The sequence below is a fragment of the Paenibacillus sp. FSL R5-0345 genome (assembly GCF_000758585.1).
Lineage (GTDB): Bacteria > Bacillota > Bacilli > Paenibacillales > Paenibacillaceae > Paenibacillus_AQ.
In genome coordinates, this window is sequence record NZ_CP009281.1 from 5,754,447 (window position 1) to 5,772,189 (window position 17,743).

Annotated in this window: 13 protein-coding genes and 1 riboswitch; of the genes, 2 read left to right on the forward strand and 11 right to left on the reverse strand. The window is 44.4% G+C overall.

Features of this window, described 5'->3' with window-relative positions:
• Positions 1 to 395 precede the first annotated feature (395 nt).
• Together R50345_RS25300 and R50345_RS32255 are read left to right on the forward strand one after the other, a co-directional pair.
• Positions 396 to 2,630, forward strand: a complete 2,235-nt coding sequence (locus R50345_RS25300) for an AraC family transcriptional regulator (protein ID WP_042130954.1) — start codon at positions 396 to 398, stop codon at positions 2,628 to 2,630.
• A gap of 217 nt (positions 2,631 to 2,847) precedes the next feature.
• On the forward strand, positions 2,848 to 4,911 hold the full coding sequence (locus tag R50345_RS32255) for an exosporium glycoprotein BclB-related protein (RefSeq protein WP_052414736.1): 2,064 nt from the start codon (positions 2,848 to 2,850) through the stop codon (positions 4,909 to 4,911).
• Positions 4,912 to 5,150: 239 nt separating this feature from the next.
• On the opposite strand, the gene R50345_RS25310 is transcribed toward R50345_RS32255, so the two are convergent.
• The 11 genes from R50345_RS25310 to R50345_RS25355 all read right to left on the reverse strand — a co-directional run bounded on the left by R50345_RS25310 (position 5,151) and on the right by R50345_RS25355 (position 17,686).
• The gene (locus tag R50345_RS25310; RefSeq protein ID WP_042130955.1) at positions 5,151 to 6,263 is read right to left on the reverse strand and encodes a cysteine desulfurase family protein; all 1,113 of its coding nucleotides are present in this window, start codon (positions 6,261 to 6,263) and stop codon (positions 5,151 to 5,153) included.
• A gap of 50 nt (positions 6,264 to 6,313) precedes the next feature.
• Entirely contained in the window at positions 6,314 to 7,351 is a 1,038-nt protein-coding gene (gene mnmH / locus R50345_RS25315; RefSeq protein ID WP_042130956.1) for a tRNA 2-selenouridine(34) synthase MnmH, read from the reverse strand.
• Positions 7,352 to 7,407: 56 nt separating this feature from the next.
• Positions 7,408 to 8,469 (reverse strand): selenide, water dikinase SelD, encoded by a 1,062-nt coding sequence (gene selD, locus R50345_RS25320; protein ID WP_442950197.1) that lies wholly within the window; start codon positions 8,467 to 8,469, stop codon positions 7,408 to 7,410.
• Between the two features lie 369 nt (positions 8,470 to 8,838).
• Positions 8,839 to 9,648 carry an alpha/beta fold hydrolase gene (locus R50345_RS25325; RefSeq protein WP_042130958.1) on the reverse strand — a complete coding sequence of 270 codons (810 nt, stop codon included), beginning with the start codon at positions 9,646 to 9,648 and terminating at the stop codon, positions 8,839 to 8,841.
• Between the two features lie 106 nt (positions 9,649 to 9,754).
• Positions 9,755 to 9,941, reverse strand: a riboswitch (cyclic di-AMP (ydaO/yuaA leader).
• A gap of 221 nt (positions 9,942 to 10,162) precedes the next feature.
• Positions 10,163 to 10,336: a hypothetical protein gene (locus tag R50345_RS31760; RefSeq protein WP_170880375.1), complete on the reverse strand. Its 174-nt coding sequence runs from the start codon at positions 10,334 to 10,336 to the stop codon at positions 10,163 to 10,165.
• A gap of 84 nt (positions 10,337 to 10,420) precedes the next feature.
• A complete protein-coding gene (locus tag R50345_RS25330; RefSeq protein WP_231573931.1) occupies positions 10,421 to 11,215 on the reverse strand; it encodes a Nif3-like dinuclear metal center hexameric protein in 795 nt (264 codons plus the stop codon).
• Positions 11,216 to 11,319: 104 nt separating this feature from the next.
• Positions 11,320 to 12,339, reverse strand: coding sequence for an endo-1,4-beta-xylanase (locus tag R50345_RS25335; protein ID WP_042130959.1), 1,020 nt, complete (start codon positions 12,337 to 12,339; stop codon positions 11,320 to 11,322).
• 42 nt (positions 12,340 to 12,381) lie between these two features.
• The gene (locus R50345_RS25340; protein WP_042130960.1) at positions 12,382 to 13,917 is read right to left on the reverse strand and encodes a glycoside hydrolase family 43 protein; all 1,536 of its coding nucleotides are present in this window, start codon (positions 13,915 to 13,917) and stop codon (positions 12,382 to 12,384) included.
• Between the two features lie 47 nt (positions 13,918 to 13,964).
• Complete coding sequence (locus R50345_RS25345) at positions 13,965 to 14,867, reverse strand: carbohydrate ABC transporter permease (protein ID WP_042132472.1); 903 nt, start codon at positions 14,865 to 14,867, stop codon at positions 13,965 to 13,967.
• A 59-nt stretch (positions 14,868 to 14,926) separates the two neighbouring features.
• The gene (locus R50345_RS25350) at positions 14,927 to 15,898 is read right to left on the reverse strand and encodes an ABC transporter permease (RefSeq protein WP_042130961.1); all 972 of its coding nucleotides are present in this window, start codon (positions 15,896 to 15,898) and stop codon (positions 14,927 to 14,929) included.
• An 84-nt stretch (positions 15,899 to 15,982) separates the two neighbouring features.
• On the reverse strand, positions 15,983 to 17,686 hold the full coding sequence (locus tag R50345_RS25355; protein WP_042130962.1) for a type 2 periplasmic-binding domain-containing protein: 1,704 nt from the start codon (positions 17,684 to 17,686) through the stop codon (positions 15,983 to 15,985).
• Between the last annotated feature and the right edge of the window lie 57 nt (positions 17,687 to 17,743).

Consider the following 17,743-nt stretch of genomic DNA (forward strand, 5'->3'; position numbering starts at 1 on the left):
GATGAGGTTTGACTCAAGGTCTCTCACTCCCTTTAATGTAGAAGCTTCATAATTCCACTATAGGGCGATTCTTGTGAACACAGAAGTGAAGCTTCATAGCTTTCCTTCACAAACTGGAGAATCTGCAATTGAACAATTGAAATGTTTATGGAGAAGCGATGAATCGAGGGATTACCAGTGTACATAGGGGGACGCAGCAGAATATCCCGAAAAAAATGATGATATGTGCACAAATACTTATTTTATTCATAGCGGTAATAGTGGTAATTTACAGGATTTTAAGGTTACTCCACTGTTCTGTTCACTCTAGGGGAATTATAATAAGAGGACTTCCTATCTAAAGTTCATCCAGAGCCTTGTCTAATAAACCGCAGCAATTTCAGGGGAGGGCGACTATGAAGAATAATGATATACGGAGAAAAAGACTGCTGTATGGCAAGCTGCTAACAACGATAACACTGTGTATTTCGTTAACGCTTCTGGTCTCTACATTTGTATACTATACATACTACATCGGGGTCGAGAAAACACAGACCTTCCGCTCGGATCTAAGAGATCTAACTCAGACCGGCAAGAAGGTAGTCAACATGGCTGAAGTGGCGCAAACGCTTTCATTTCAGCTATATCGAACTAGCACGATATCCCACCTGTTGTTCTATAACAAACCCTCCATTTATGAGGTTACGGCTGCGATGTCAGATCTCGGTAACTATCTGAATTCTATGCCGTACATTGAATCCATCTATGTATATAATCCGAATAACGACACGGTATATATCTCCGCTGCGCAAGGGCAGAACGGTGTGTACACCACACGAGAATTAGAGGACACTGAAATCATACAGATGTTAAATCATTATCAGGATTACAAAACATTCACTCCCATCCCGCGTACCTACTCCATCGGTGAACCCAAATCAGAAGCTATCTCCGTCTATACTTATCTCTGCTATGATGCAATCAATTGGGACCGCACCATCAACTCTGCTGTTATTGTTAATATATCAGCAGCTTGGATAAATAAGGAGCTAGCTAACAGTAATACAACCGGTAGTGGCAATACCTACCTCCTAGATGACCAAGATCGTTTTCTTTCGGGGAACAAGCTAACATTGGAAAAACTCTCGGCAGATGAGCGCATCTGGATAGAGCATCAAGTGAAAGACCGCTCTGCAGGCTATTTCACCGCTCCATATAAAAATCAGAAATCACTAGTATCCTATACTTCACCTGATTCCCTTGGCTGGCAGTATGTTCGCATTACTCCTTATGATGTAATCACAGAACAAACCAACCAAATCCGTAATACAACATTATTAATTTCTTTGATTATTCTAATATTCGGACTTATCATCTCTAGAATACTTTCCAAACGCCTCTACCTTCCTATTGATTCCATCGTAAGCCGAATGAATAGTCTGGAAGCTGACAAGCGCAACAGCATGTTTACGATTAGACAGAATTCTTTACGTAATCTTGTTCTCGGTATTAGATCCCCTCATAACAGCCGACCAAGTGATATGGAGCAGTTAAGTATTGCTTTCAGCTTAAACGGGAGTTACCGGCTGGTACTACTCCGTATTGACGAATATACCACCTTGCGACAAGAGAGAGGTTCTTATCTACTTCCGTACAAATTCGCCATCATGAATATTGCCTCGGAAATATGCGGTCAAACTTACCAAGTAGAGAGCGTCGATATGAACGACGATAGTGTAGTTATGCTACTAAGCAGTATGACGTCCGCTGAACCTCTGGATACAGAGTTGATCGAAGTACTGCTGCGACAAATCCGTGTGGCTTGCTGCGATTATCTGAGAATCGGACTGTCGCTCGTGTACAGTCCCGTTAGTGATAATCCGGAGCTACTAAACCGAATCTACAGTCAGGCTAAAGAAGCTTCCAAACATAGACTGTTTTATGGGCATGGATGCCTGATCAACGCCGAGAAGATCAACGAATTGCAGTATAACCTATACTCTTATCCGGCAGATAGCGAGAAGAAGCTGGTCGATGCGCTTACCAGTGGTAGGACGGATGAGGCACGCAGCCATTTCTCCGGCATCTTGCGCGAAATGGAGCAATATCCCTATCATGTCCTAGAACTGACACTCTCTAGGGTGACTCTAACCATTAAGAGAATCTTTGATAATATCAAAAAGCTCAGCGCTACTACAATGGATGACATGCTCAAGATGCCTTCACTTGAAAATTACGAAACGATGGAGGAGCTTGAAGAAGCTTTTTATAACCTCTTCGATAATATTCAGGAATTACAAGCCGATAAGCGTAGCTCTAAGCAAAGTGATCTGATCCGGCAGATTAATCAAAAAATTAATCAATCTTACATGGATCCCGGCCTGAGCTTGAACCAGATTGCTGATGAGCTTAACCTGTCACCTATATATGTCAGCCGCCTTTATAAGCAACAAACAATGACAGCCATTGTGGATGTCATCATGGATGTACGGATGCAGGAAGTCTGCCGCCTTCTGACAGACAGCGATCTATCCGTTTCAGATATTGCTGAAATGACTGGCTTCACCAGCAGTTCTTATCTTCATCGAATGTTCAAGCGCAATTTCAGCATCACGCCAATAGAATACCGTCGCTCTAATACCCGTTTATAGAACTAAATGCTGATTTACAACACTACTTTAGATATAACTCTTATGAAGGGTGATACTACTTCTACTTAACTACTCTATCAATAAGGCAGGCCACCGGTAATACTGACTTTCAACGCGACGATTGTAACAACTTCCGCTTCTCAGAATATGCTGATTGGGCAGGTTCCCAATTTTTAAAGGAATGAAGAGGAGAAGCTCAAGGAGGAGATACAGAAATATGTCGGATCATAGTCATAGACCATTCAAAGGTGACGCTATCCTTAACAAGCAAGGAAGAATAAGCAGTCCTGTGAGAAAAAGGGAGTGTACTGCTCTATTAAAAATAGTCACTGAGCTCGCTACAGTGGTACCGCCCGCACTTACGAATCCCACAATACTTCATATTACTAATCTTCAAAGAGTGTTAAGAGAACTCATGGAATTCTTGCATGAAGCTAAGATATGCAGCCCTTCTAGAACGGAGCTTCTTTCTGTAGTAGAAATAACCATTGTATCTACAGAGGTCAGTCCCTTCTCCGTCGTAAGCGTGGGTACCAATCTTCAACAACTATTAGCTGAGTTATTGTCTTTTGTTCTTGCCACAAAGATTGACCCTCATTGCAAAGATCAGTTGGTTATTCAAATCAGGCATATTCAGGCTTCTATTTCACAAGCACTTGGCCTCCCCGTTAAAGGTGCCACTGGGCCGCAGGGGCCTCAAGGACCTCAGGGACCTCAAGGACCTCAAGGACCTAAGGGATCCACTGGTGCAGGGCTGCAAGGTATTGTAGTCTTTAATCCCGCGCAAAGCCCGTTATATCCAGCGGGTCAAGTTGTAACCTTTAATGGCAGCACCTATATAGCTACTGTTGCTGGACCCAAAGGAATCCCCGGTACTTCATCAGATTATTTACTGATTGCTGGTGGAGCGACAGGCGCGACTGGAGCGCAAGGACCTCAAGGACCTCAAGGAGCGCAAGGGCCTCAAGGGCCTCAAGGGGAATATGGTGTTGGTGGGACAGGCGCGACTGGTGCGACTGGTGCGCAAGGTATACAGGGACCGCCAGGTCCTGGAGCAGGGGCAACGGGGCCGACAGGTGCTACGGGTGCTGCCGGGCTTGCTGGACCAACAGGCGCTACGGGTGCTGCCGGGCTTGCTGGGCCGACAGGCGCTACGGGTACTGCCGGGCTTGCTGGGCCGACAGGCGCTACGGGTACAGCCGGACTTGCTGGACCGACAGGTGCTACAGGTACCGCCGGGCTTGCTGGGCCGACAGGCGCTACGGGTACTGCCGGGCTTGCTGGGCCGACAGGCGCTACGGGTACTGCCGGGCTTGCTGGGCCGACAGGCGCTACGGGTACTGCCGGGCTTGCTGGGCCGACAGGCGCTACGGGTACCGCCGGGCTTGCTGGGCCGACAGGTGCTACAGGTACCGCCGGGCTTGCTGGGCCGACAGGCGCTACAGGTACCGCCGGGCTTGCTGGGCCGACAGGCGCTACGGGTACCGCCGGGCTTGCTGGGCCGACAGGTGCTACAGGTACCGCCGGGCTTGCTGGGCCGACAGGCGCTACAGGTACCGCCGGGCTTGCTGGGCCGACAGGCGCTACGGGTACCGCCGGGCTTGCTGGAGCTACGGGTGTTACAGGTACCGCCGGGCTTGCTGGGCCGACAGGCGCTACGGGTACTGCCGGGCTTGCTGGGCCGACAGGCGCTACAGGTACCGCCGGGCTTGCTGGAGCTACGGGTGTTACCGGAGTTACAGGCGTTACTGGTGCAACCGGTGGGGGTGCAATCATTCCGCTGGCATCCGGTGGGCCTATTATTATGACCACGATTTTAGGCGGTTTAGTTGGAACAACAAGCCTTATAGGCTTCGGGAGTTCAGCCACAGGTATTTCTCTTGTTGGTGGAAATATTGATCTGACAGGTACAGTTCTTGGACCTCTTATCAACTTTGCAATGTCAGTTCCTCGTTCGGGAGTCATAACATCTGTTGCCGCTTACTTTAGTAATACCGTAGCTTTATCACTTATTGGTAGTACGGTAACTGTGACAGCACAATTATTCCAGTCTACCTTACCAAATAACACATTTACTCCTATTCCAGGGGCTATAGTACCACTGCCATCTATCACAGGCACAGTTAATCTAGGAACTTTTGTCAGTGGAGCAACATTCGGTGTTGATTTCCCTGTAACAGCGCAAACTCGCCTTCTTATGGTCTTTTCAGCCACCGCTTCAGGACTCAGCCTTGTAAATACAGTCACTGGTTATGCAAGTGCAGGCTTCACTATTGTATAATCACTAATACTAATACAAACAAAAGCATCTGCCCTCCCTGCTAAAGGAGTGACAGATGCTTTTGTTGTAATATGCGATTGCAATTTCTTAATCTTTCGGACCGAAGAGACGCTATTGAGCAAAACAGGAGGTCAACTTCGTCTTTTTTATGCAACTAAGAGCGCCTGAGTCCTATAACAAGTCTATTCCCCGGGAATCATACTAGGCCGCCATCAGCTACTCCATCTCTGACAATCTACTCACAGCAAATACTCTTTCAACTTACCGATAACCTCATCGATCTCTGCCATAGTTGTATACCGTCCCACACTAAAACGAACTGCTCCCTGCCCGATACTTGGTGAGACATTCATTGCCTTTAGAACAGGCGAGATCAATGTTTCTCCAGAATGACAAGCTGAGCCTGTTGAGGCAGCCACATCTTCTAGCGAAGCAATCACTTCATGACCCACCGCTCCAAGAAAACTAACGTTAAGCGTGTTAGGCAATCGCTTATCCCTATGACCGTTCAGGTGAACCTTATCGCCAAAAGCCTCCTGTAATCTGTCATAGAAATAATCTGCAACTTCTTTTACACGCGCTCTGGAGGTGGAGTCTGAAGCAAGCTCACAGGCTTTCCCTAATCCAATAATATATGGTGTGTTCTCGGTACCTGCTCGTCTACCATTTTCATGCCCCGCTCCATGAATTAAAGGTTCGATGTGAATGCCCTCTCGGATGTACAATGCTCCAATCCCTTTTGGCGCATACAATTTATGACCTGCCAGCGTTAGAAAATCCACCCCTAGCTCAGCCACATCGAGCACTACTTTTCCAGCCGACTGCGAAGCATCGGTATGTACAAGAACACCCCGTTCGTGGCAGGCCTCAGCTATTTCTTTGATCGGCTGGATCGTTCCCGTTTCGTTGTTAGAGTGCATAATGGAGACTAGTATGGTTTGGTCGGTAAGTTGCTTTTTCACATCGTCTACTTGTACCAAACCATACGAGTCAACAGGTACATAAGTAATCGTATAGCCCAACTGCTCCAGATACTGACACGGTTTAATAACAGCAGGATGCTCCACAGCAGACACAATCATATGATTGCCTTTATGTCGATACGTTTGAGCGACGCCCTTGATGACGGTATTATTCGATTCGCTGCCCCCGCTTGTAAAAAGCACCTCACCCGGCGCGCAATTCAGGAAATTAGCCACCTGCGTTCTTGCTTGCTCGATTCCGAGTTTAGCTTCTTGCCCCAAAGAATGACTGCTTGAAGGATTGCCAAAATGACCATAAAGATACGGAATCATAGCCTCTGCGACTTCCTTATCTACAGGTGTTGTAGCATTATAGTCTAAATAGATCATTTATTACGTTGTGCCTCCTCTAGCCCCTCATACCTTACGATTACTAAATTTTATACTTCCTGATTTTTTAAAAAAGAGCGCACCGCTGTCTCAGCTTCATCCAAATTATTCACCTTAAACGTAACTCTCTCAACGCCTTCATACTGAGTGGACGTATAATCGTATCTAGGATCATAATAGTATTCTAGCAAAAGCGCGACAGCCTCTCCGAACAAATCAGCTTGTAAGCATCGCTCGATTTCTGCCGCAACGGGAATATGAATTCGGGATTTAATACTCCGAAAAGCTGAAATACACTGCTCCTTGTATGCTTCTGGTCGGTAGTCCTCAAGGATTTGCTGCACCCTAGCTTGCAATGGCATCTCAATCCAAATCTGATCTCCGATCTCTTTCTGCTCCGCCATAAATGGGGGCATGACGATTTTCCCGATTTTTTTACTCTCCGCTTCAAACAGTACATAAGAAGAATCCCCAAGCTTAATTAATTCCTCCAAAAGAAGACTATCGAACGTTTTCTGATTATTTGCACGAAGTCCGATCTCTCCAAAGATAGAACCCCGGTGACCCGCCATCCCTTCCAAATCCAGAACAGGATAACCTTGTGCTTTCAGGCGGTGCAGTAGGTTTGTTTTGCCTGTACCCGTATTTCCGTGAATTACATAAGGCTTTGCCTTGAATTCATAAGTCTCCAGTTCGTCGAGTACCCATTTACGGTAAGCTTTATAGCCGCCAATCAGCCGGTAAGCATGAATATCCATTAAAGAAAGTACGGTGGCCGTAGTACGGCTGCGCATACCTCCTCTCCAGCAGAATACAGCTTTGTCCCCTTGAATCGCAGCGAATTCTTTGACAAAGGCAGGCAGCTTCGCCGCAGCAATCTCCAAACCGCGTTCTTTCGCCGCCTGCACACTAGTCTGTTTATACAAAGTGCCTACTTCAGCCCGTTCCTCATCATCAAAAAAAGGAATGTTCAGACTATCCGGTAATGTCGAATCTTTATATTCAGAAGGAGATCGAACGTCGATCACAGTGATCTGCTTCTTATTTTTTAGCATTCTTAGTTCTTCCAGTGTAATATCCTGAAACAATGCACTCTCTCCTCTGGTGGCTAACTTCTTAGGTTGCCTCTAAGCTGACCCTGTCATTATTGCGCAGCTATTACCGTAATTTGACCCGGATGTTCTTCTGTTACTTCTCCGATCAATGCCGCTTCTACACCTGCAGCTACCAGCTCTTGTAGCAAGGCTTCACTTTGTTCAGGAGCAACAGAAATCAACAGTCCGCCAGAAGTCACAGCATCACACAGAATATAACGGCTTAATTGGTCCATCTCTTCCGGATAAAGAATGCTGCCCTCCAAATGGGCAAAGTTATTCTTAGTTCCGCCTGGAACAAATCCCTGCTCCGCCAGCTCTCTTACTCTTGACAGCATCGGTACATCGCCTTGACGAATAATCAGTCCGTGGTTACTTCCTTTAGCCATTTCCGAGGCATGTCCCAACAGCCCAAATCCAGTAACATCCGTACAAGCGTGCACATCATACGGCTCCATGATTTCAGCCGCTTTTTTATTCAATGTAGACATCACTGTGGTGAGGCGTGTGGTTTCTTCTGGTGATAGTTGATCCTTTTTAATAGAAGTTGTTAAGATGCCCACACCGATAGGTTTCGTTAGTATCAGCTTATCCCCCACCTGCGCGCCTGCATTCGTTCTTACTTTGTCCGGGTGCACCAGCCCCGTAACAGCCAATCCGAATTTAGGCTCTTTATCGTCGATAGAATGTCCACCTACAAGCGTCGCTCCTGCTTCCTGCACCTTGTCCGCTGCACCGCGCAAAATGTCACCGAGAATGCTTTTATCCAGAACAGAGATAGGAAATGCAACAATATTAAGCACTGTAAGCGGCTTACCACCCATAGCATAAATGTCACTTAACGCATTGGCTGCTGCAATTTGCCCAAAGGAATAAGGGTCGTCCACGATCGGTGTGAAAAAATCAACAGTTTGCACTAACGCGAGTTCATCGCTTAAACGATACACGCCTGCATCATCACTAGTATCCAAACCTACAAGTAGATCCGGGTTAGGAACGGTTGGTGGCAGACTGCGAATAACCTGCATGAGATCGGCGGGACCGATTTTGCAGCCGCAGCCTCCTTTTGAAGATAATGAAGTCAATTTTATAGTTTCGGCTTGAGACATCATAACTCAGCTCCTTTAGATAGTTAATATCGAATATCTTTAATCTTACATCAGTAGACAGCAATGTACAAAATGCATAGCTACCGATTGGATTTCATTATTCTGTTCTTTGAGAAGTGCTATGAGTGGTATTCTTTCGATTAATAGTATGCTAAAGGCTGGCTCATTCGTAGATTTCGCTACTTTGAGCCAGCCTTTATTTCGATACTCTGTACTTTAGGGAGATTTTCCCAATATTGCTATACATAAAGAACGTCCCACAGCCAGTTCATACTCCTAGCTATAGAACGCCCTCATTTCTTGCTTAAACGTTAGCCGAGCATTAAGACTCTGAAGAGGTTTATGCAATCTAAGGTGCTTTCTCCACTAGGATCAACTGATCTGCTGAGCATCCTGATGTTTCTCCAAAAAACGCTGAAGAATAGCATTAAATTTCTCCGGCTGACACAGATTACTAGGATCTAATGCGTTAGGAATGATCGCTAACTGAGCATGCGGCAGCTGAGACACCATATCCTTCATACAGTTGACTCCAAATTCACTAAAGTCACCGACAATACATAATGCGGGACGTTTAAAAGACTTTAAGCATCTAGTGTAATCCACATGACTCGTAGCCAGCCTTTGACGATACAATTCCCTTGGGCGTTTGTCGAGAAGTCCTCTTCTAATCTCGTTATAGGCCAGGTTCCAGCGTTCGCGATACATCATACGAATCGAAGGCAGTACAAGCTCGCTAGGAGCGTAATACATTAACCAACTACAATATGCAGCCATAAGCTGAATTTTACCTACTATTGTTGATGCATGACTTCTACAAAAGCTATCCGCGACAACAATCGCCTTTACCCGTTCCGGGTATTGTTTCGCAATATGTTGAACGACGAGCCCCCCATAGGCGCTCCCGACAAAAACCGCCTCACGAATGCCCAAATCATTCAATAGCATAATTATATCTAGGCATTGCGTTTCAATAATCTCGTTTGGAGCCTGCAGCAATTCACCTGATTTGCCATTCCCCCGTAAATCGCACAGAATCACTTTATATTTATCAGAAAAATACTCTAATTGTGGTTTAAACATGCTATGTGTTAATCCATGTCCATGGATAAACACAACCGGAGTCCCTGTTCCAATGATTTCGTAATAGAGCGAAGTTCCATTCAGTTTAGCAATAGGCAAAATTAACACCTCTTTCACAGGTAGGTTCTATATCTATATGTGCTTATAAACGCAGCAAAAAACCACAGAGGGATTCTCTGTGGCTATTCATCATCAAATACGCCATTCATCCTCTCTCCATACGCTTACGAGGTTAGCTGTCGGATTCGGGCAGTGAGAGTTGCCCTACCTGTATGGATGCACTATTAAGCATCTGTAACAGGATTCACCCCATAACTAGTACCGACTGTCATATCGATTTCCAGTTGTTGGTTCCCCCGCTTTCCTTAACGGAAATTAAGCGGACTTCTTATGTAATTGTCAGTTATGTGATGAATCATACTCCGTGTAAGGTTTCTTGTAAAGTTGAGCCCTGGGCAAAATAATGATGAAAGCCATGCTTTTCATTTCATATTGAGCATACTCTTCGTTTTCTCTTTCTATTGCTCTTGTTTACTCGGTTTATTAAGAAAAAGCCGAGCGGTCATCAGAGATCAATCCCTGAACCACTCGGCTTCTTTATACAATCATTCGGCTACAACAGATCGGCGTTTTTCAATGCATGCTCCCAGCTCGGAAAAAAGAACAGCGCACTTCTCATAAGATCAGGATCGCTTTGCTTCACTTGTTTTTTGCTGATCGAGCTTCCGTCAGTTTGAAGCTTTTTGATACGACTTAACACTTCATCAGCCTCCAAAGGAATTTCCATTGAAACACTCCTTTCTCAGTGACCTGGTTTCCAATCATTTTCTCCATAATATGCAAATTTATTCTTCATTTCGATTTATAAGGATTAAAGCAGCTGATAGATCGGTTGTTCTGCAATAAAATAAGTAGGAATCATTGGATATTTTTCTGCCAAAACTTCAGCTAAATATTTCATTCCCGGGGCTTCACTCTCCGCATGACCTAACATAATCAGCGCATTCGATCTACCTTGATGTACTGCATCCCTCACATATTCCGGAGTTTCCCATTCTGGCCCTTCGCCAGCAATCAGTAAATCAAGATTGTGCTGATTAAAAAGAGGGATAGCCATTGTCCCGCCTCCTCTGTAACCCACTGATATCCCCACATGTCTGCATACCTGGGATAGGTCACCGGCAACACGTACATAGGGGATTCCTAGTTTTCTTTTTATGTACTGAGCCGCTTCACTTACTGTCATGGCAGGAATCGTTAGGATTGTAGCAGCGGGTTGCTGCTCATCCACATAAGCTGACCACTCAAGCTCTCGCAGCAAGCCGACCATGATCCCATCCGGTTTATGACGATGACAATAATCATGATAACGAAAAATAGCCATTTCAGAACGTTTGATCAAACTCAGTTTCGTGAGATAAACAGCGTCATCCTTTAACCACTCACTTGTATCATGGTGACTGTAATACACACCTTCATGTGTGATCAGCAAATTGGCGTTCATAGCCATCGCTCGTTCCACAACATATTGCGTAGCGCAAAATGCTGTAACTATCCCTGTAACCACCGTTTCTGGATTTCCTGGCTTAAGTGTATCCACAGTCCCCTCTATCTGTTCCTCAGTTCCCATTAAATCTTCCAGTATTGTTCTTATCGTAATGTTCACCGTAACCCTCCCTTTGAGTTTCATTCTTCTGATCTACAAACAAATAACCCGCCCTTATTTAATATAAGGACGGGTTATTTTACTACTTGAGCAGCTTACCCGCTCTATAATTTTGGGGCAGAGCCGATAATACGGTGAAAGGCTGGCTTCGGATGATGCTCTTCATCGAATAAGAAGGGCCAGTTCTTCCGGCCACGAACAGGGAAATCATCTAGCCAGGTATAGTCATCCGCTGCTCCCCAGAACGTGACTGAACTAATCACGTCGCGGTATTCTCTCAGCAGTGCGAACATCGCTTCATATCGATCTGCTTGAAGTTCGAGCAGATCAGCAGGTACTGTCTTTAAGTCCATTCGTTTGTCTTCAAAACGGAACATGGATACATCCAGCTCAGTCAATTGAAGCTGCAGTCCTAACGAGGCATATTTCTCAATCGCAGCACGAATATCATCAAGATTCGGATCGTATAGATTCCAGTGTGCCTGCAATCCGACGCCATGGATCGGCACCTCTTGATCCAATAGCGACTTCACCAGTTCATAGATTTTGTCACGCTTTAAGGGATGGGATTCATTATAGTCATTGTAGAATAATAATGCCTTAGGATCAGCTTCATGGGCGAATTCAAACGCTTTAGCTATAAAATCCGGGCCAACAATGTCGAGCCACTTCGAATGGCGAAGAAGCTCTTCTCCTTCATCGGCAATAACTTCATTCACAACATCCCAAGCATAAATATCTTCCTTATAACGTCCTACAACGGTTTGAATATGTGATTTGACTCGTGCAAGCAAAATCTCTCTGCTTACAGGTCCTCCGTTCTTATCCTCAAACAACCAATCCGTAGTCTGATTGTGCCAGACCAAGGTATGTCCGCGCATCGCCATCTTATGTTTTCGGGCGAAGGCAACTAGCTGGTCTGCTGCCCTAAAGTTATAAATATCCTCAAGTGGATGTAGACTTTCAAATTTCATCTCATTCTCAGCAGTTATACTGTTGAAATGATAAGCAAGCAAGTGCTCCTGTGATTGTATCGTAAATGGGTTGACCGCTGCGCCAATCTTGAAATCCTCCGAGAACACTGTCTTTAGTGCAGGCTCTGAGTAATCGCTAGCTTGTCTCATCAATTTCCCTCCCTACAAAAGCGTACATATTTAGCATTCTACTCATGATGATCGATAGTCGAACCAATCAAAGTAAGCAGGAACCCCCGCCACTTTGCCATGTCCTGTCGCATATAAGCCAACCAGAACACCGGTAAATCCGTTTCCTTTGACAGCTTGAGGGGATAATGGATAGGCTAGAGCCCTAGATAGCTCGATCCATTCCTGACCATCCAAAGAATAAAGTAAAGTGTATTCCGTTAGCTCCGCCCGAATTTTCAGATATAAACACCCAGCAATGGTTGGAATCTCTGCAGCCACATGTATTGTTCCATCAACAGTTAAATAAGCTGTAATCACTCTATGTCCATTTCTTTGCGATAGTGCAATTTCATAATGTGCATTCTCGTCCAATCTAGCACAGAGTCCAGCCTCTTCACCGTCCACGGTAGGGTTAAAATCCAGTAATGTACTCCATTCAGCTGAAGTATGCTGCTGTCTTCTGCCTATAAAGGCTACCTGACCCACTTCATTAAGGTCTTTCGATTGCCCTCGAAGAGCTAGAAAACCCGGACGTTGGCTTAGTGACCAGCTTCCCTCTGCCGGATTCCGCAGAAAGGATAATCCCAATGGCAATACAGGGTCATCAAAATCATATCTTCCGCTAGTCTCAGGTTTTGGCGAATGACCCGGTACACGCGGAACCTTCATCTCCAGCCCGACAGTGTCTTCATTATTATCGATCATAGGCCAGCCGTCTTCATCCCAGCTTACAGGAGCAAGGAAAGTCTCTCTCCCTAGGACAGTATATTTTGAATCTACTAGTCTGACACCTAGGAATACAGCCCACCAATCCCCATTACGATCCTCAATCAAATCGGCATGACCCAAATACTGAATGGGACTATCAGTCCCGCGATGGGTCAATATCGGTTGCTCAAATCTTTCAAAAGGACCGTAAGGGGAGGAAGAACGACCGATAATTTCTCGGTGTTCCTTTGCCGTGCCGCCTGAAGCAGACATGATATAATACATTCCGTTAATTTTGTACAAATGTGGTCCTTCCGTCCAAGGTCCACCATCCCCAGTCCAGATGACAACTGGTTCTGTTAAAGCTGCGCCCGTAGCAATATCAATCTCATATTGAATGGCGTGGGAGTCATAATCTGCCCCCTGCTGGGTGGTTACATATACCTTTCCATCCTCATCAAACATTAGAGAAGGGTCAATTCCTCCATAAGGAATACTAATCGGGTCTGACCACGGACCCGCTGGGTCCGTAGCCGTAACATAGAAATTCCCCTTCCCGTGTATTTCGGTCGTTATCATGTAAAACGTTCCTTCATGATACCGGATCGTTGGTGCAAATATACCTCCAGAGCTTTTGCTCTTACGTGTATCTAGCTGACTTTCACGATTGAGCACATGACCAATTTGTGTCCAATGAATTAAGTCCTGGCTGTGAAAGATAGGTACCCCAGGAAAATATTCGAAGGAGCTACAAACCAAATAGAAGTCGTCTCCAGCCCGTGTAATACTCGGATCTGGATAAAAGCCTGGAAGTATTGGATTTGTGTATGTGATTAGGGATTGGTTCATAGTTTAACAAACAACCTTCCTATTCCTTAATAGTGATTGTAAGCTGCTTATTCCTTCACGCTTCCCACGTTCATTCCAACTACAAAATGCTTCTGCATGAATGGATACACTAGCAAAATTGGAACGGAGGCAACGATAGTAACTGCTGCACGAATGGACTTTGGAGTAACCATTGATCCTGCTGACTCCGCAGTCACCCCTTGACCGTTAGCTACACTTGCGTTACTGTTCGCATTCATACTAGATTGTATTAGTTTCATTAATTCATACTGCAATGTGCTGAGGTGCTGGCGGGAAGAGGTGTAGATAAAAGCATCAAACCATGCGTTCCATGCACCTACTGCAACAAAGAGGGCGATGGTAGCAAGAACAGGTTTACATAAAGGGAAGACTACTTTCATAAAGATTTTGAACTCCCCGGCACCGTCAATTCTCGCGGATTCCATAAGGCTTTCATGCAAGCTACCAATATAAGTACGAATAACGATCATATTAAATGCACTTAGCATGGACGGTATTATATATACCCAAAACGAGTTGAGCAGATGAAGCTCCTTAATAAGGAAATAGTTTGGTATCAGACCCGCATTAAAATACATGGTAAGGACGAAAATAATGGTAATCGGTTTGCGGAAAACATATTCTTTCCGGCTTAAAGCATAAGCAAGCATTGTGGTTAGGAATAGATTCAGGACCGTAGATAACACTGTTCGTGCTACCGAAATCCAAAAAGCAGGAATAATGGTACCTGAGGCAAAAACAGCTTTATAGTTTTGTATGGTCCACTCTCTAGGCAACAGATAAATGCCGCCACGGATCGTATCGTTCCCCGCATTCAATGAAACTGCTATAGTATTTAAAAAAGGATATAAGGTAACTATAACTATACACACCATAAATACAGTATTAAAGGTACCGAACAATACTGGTTCAAGACCTATATTTCTCATGCGTCTTCCGACATTACTTTTTGGAGATTTCTGAGGTATTAATTGAGTTTTCTCCATGATTATAACAGCCTCTCTTCCCCTAGCCGCGTCGAGGTCCAGTTAGCTAATAGCAGCAACGTTACACTTACGACTGTTTTAAATATACCACCCGCAGTGGCTAAGGAATAATTCCCTTGCCCAATTCCGTATTTCAATACAAATATATCTATCGTATCCGACCAGTCTGCAGTAAGACCGTTCCCTAACAAGAACGGAACCTCAAATCCGACATCCAGTACATGTCCTATGGACATGATCATCAGGATTACAATGGTTGGTTTAATTCCAGGTAATGTTACATTGAACATTTTTCTGTACCGGTTTGCCCCATCGATCTCAGCAGCCTCATATAAAGCTGGATCTATAGAAGCAATAGCAGCCAAGTAGATGATTGTACCCCATCCCACCTCTTTCCAGACGGTTGAAGCACCCACAATACCCCAGAAATATTTTCCTTCACTGAGCCAAAGGATTGGTGAGTCAATAAGATTTAATTTCATGAGTAAGATGTTGATAATCCCGTCGTTACCAACCGAAAGGGAGACACCTACAATCCCTGTTACAATGATCCAAGAGAGAAAGTGCGGCAAGTAGGATATAGTCTGCACGGTTCTTTTCCAAAATACATTTTTGATTTCATTAAGAAGTAAGGCTAATCCTATCGCAGTAATAAATCCTAGAATGAAATTAATTAAACCCATTGCCAATGTATTTCTAAATACCCTTAGAAAGGTATCGTCCGTAAATATTGCCTTGAAGTGCTTCAAGCCAACCCACGTTTGTTCGCCAAATGCCTTAGCTGGTTTATAATCCTGAAAAGCCATGGTCCATCCCCAAACAGGTACGTACGCAAATAGTACAATATAAAGTAGCAATGGAACGGACATCCAAATTAGTTGATTCTGATTCTTAATCAAAGACCAAGTAATAGGTTGCTTCTTTTTTCTTTTAGGATGCCGCTTTACTGTTTTTCCCGTTAAGGTCTCATCCATATAGTCTTCTCCCCACATCATCCATATATTTCAGAAAGTGGTTGGCTAATAAGCCACCACTTTCTGATTTTAAGCAAACTTAAATTATTTTACACTCCAAGTATCAAATCTCCATTTAAGCTGTTCGTTGATTCTATCTTCGTAGGCTTTGATATCCGCTTTATGAAGTTCTCCAACAAATTCAGTCCAAACTTTATCGAAATCGGAAGGGCTAGCCAAGATTGCTTTTGGCAGGTACTTGGTTTTAACTTCTCCCATCTTCGTATCAGCAATTTTTGCTGGAGAATTTTCAACTAGATCTATCGACCAAGCTGGGTAAGCCACTGGGTTCGGTCCAGGCTTACTGAAGAAATCTACATAACTGTCGAATCCATATGCGTCAAGGACTTCCTTGTCATACGCTTCCAACCCTGCTTTATATTCTTCCGGTTGGGCTGCCGCATCCGTTGAGTTACCGTCTGCAAAGTATCCTTGCATTTTAGGAGCAGTAGCATACCAAGCTTCTGCTTTGTTACTTAGCTTCCATGTTGCATCAACTGCGTTGTCCCGTTGTTCTTGGGTTCTTATAAAGCGACCGTCTTCCACTTGATAATCTTCGCCTTCAATCCCCCAAGTGAGGGTTTTTTGCCAATCTTCTTGAATTAATGTGTCCATAAGTTTAAGGATTCTCACTGGATCCTTAGCATTGACAGTGATCCCGAATCCATTATTCAAGTTAAGAGCAGGGCGATCCAGATAATAATCTTTGGTGTTAGTATCATATACAAGAGGCAAACCTACATAAGTGCTCATATCTTTCCCTTGTGTTTTGAGTGAATCTTCTGCTTTCTGGAAGTTCCAGTGCTGATCAAACATTCCCAGTACGGCTCCGCTAGACAATTTAGCTAAATATTGGTCATAATCCATTACAAATGCTTCTTTGTCAATAATACCCAATGCATTCATATCATTAAGCTTTTTATAGTACTGCTTAGCATAGTCTTTATCCGCAAAGATTTCTGCTACGTTATCCTTAACTACTACTCCGCCATCATTAGGATGCCCGATCAGATGCTGAGGAGCGTTGAACAATCCCCAGTTTCTCCAGTCTTTGTTATGAATCTCAAACCCAATTGTTGGTTGACCATCAATGGTTGGATTTTTCTCTTTATATTTCACGATAAGATCGAAATACTCGTCCAAAGTTTTAACGGTTGGATAACCGGCATCTTTAAGTACGGCTTTCTGAATCCAGAAAGCTGGGCCAGAGTAATAAGTTGTATTCATCTCACCGTTATACGCACCATAGTTTGGAAGTGTATAAATGTGTCCATCATTTGGATCCTTCATCATGTTCCAGTAAGCTGCGTAATGCGCTTTCAAATTCGGAGCGTGTTCTTCAATCAAGTCCTCAAGAGGAATAAATGCGCCTGCTGCCGTCAGTTGGGTATTGGAACTCATCAGATCCGGATAATCTGAACCGGCAATCATAACACCAAGCTTCTGTTTAAGATCTCCTGCCAAGAATTCGAAACTGAATGATGCACCTGTTTTTTCTTTGATCATCTTGTAAATTTTGTTATCTGGTGTTGGTTGTTGACCAGCTTCTCCAAGAAAGATACTAACTTCAAAAGGCTCTACCTTCTTGTCATCGGTTCCAGCTGCAGTTGCAGCTGTTGTTTCTGCCGGTTTGTTTTCCCCCTTAGCAGTATTACCGCTGTTATTTCCACCGCACCCTGCTAGAGCAAAACTTAGGGATAACACAGCAATCAGACTAAGTTTGAACTTTGATATTGACTTGCCCCCCATAAAGCACCTCCATATTTTGTTGGTGAAACCATATTGTAAGCCCTTACAAGTTAAATT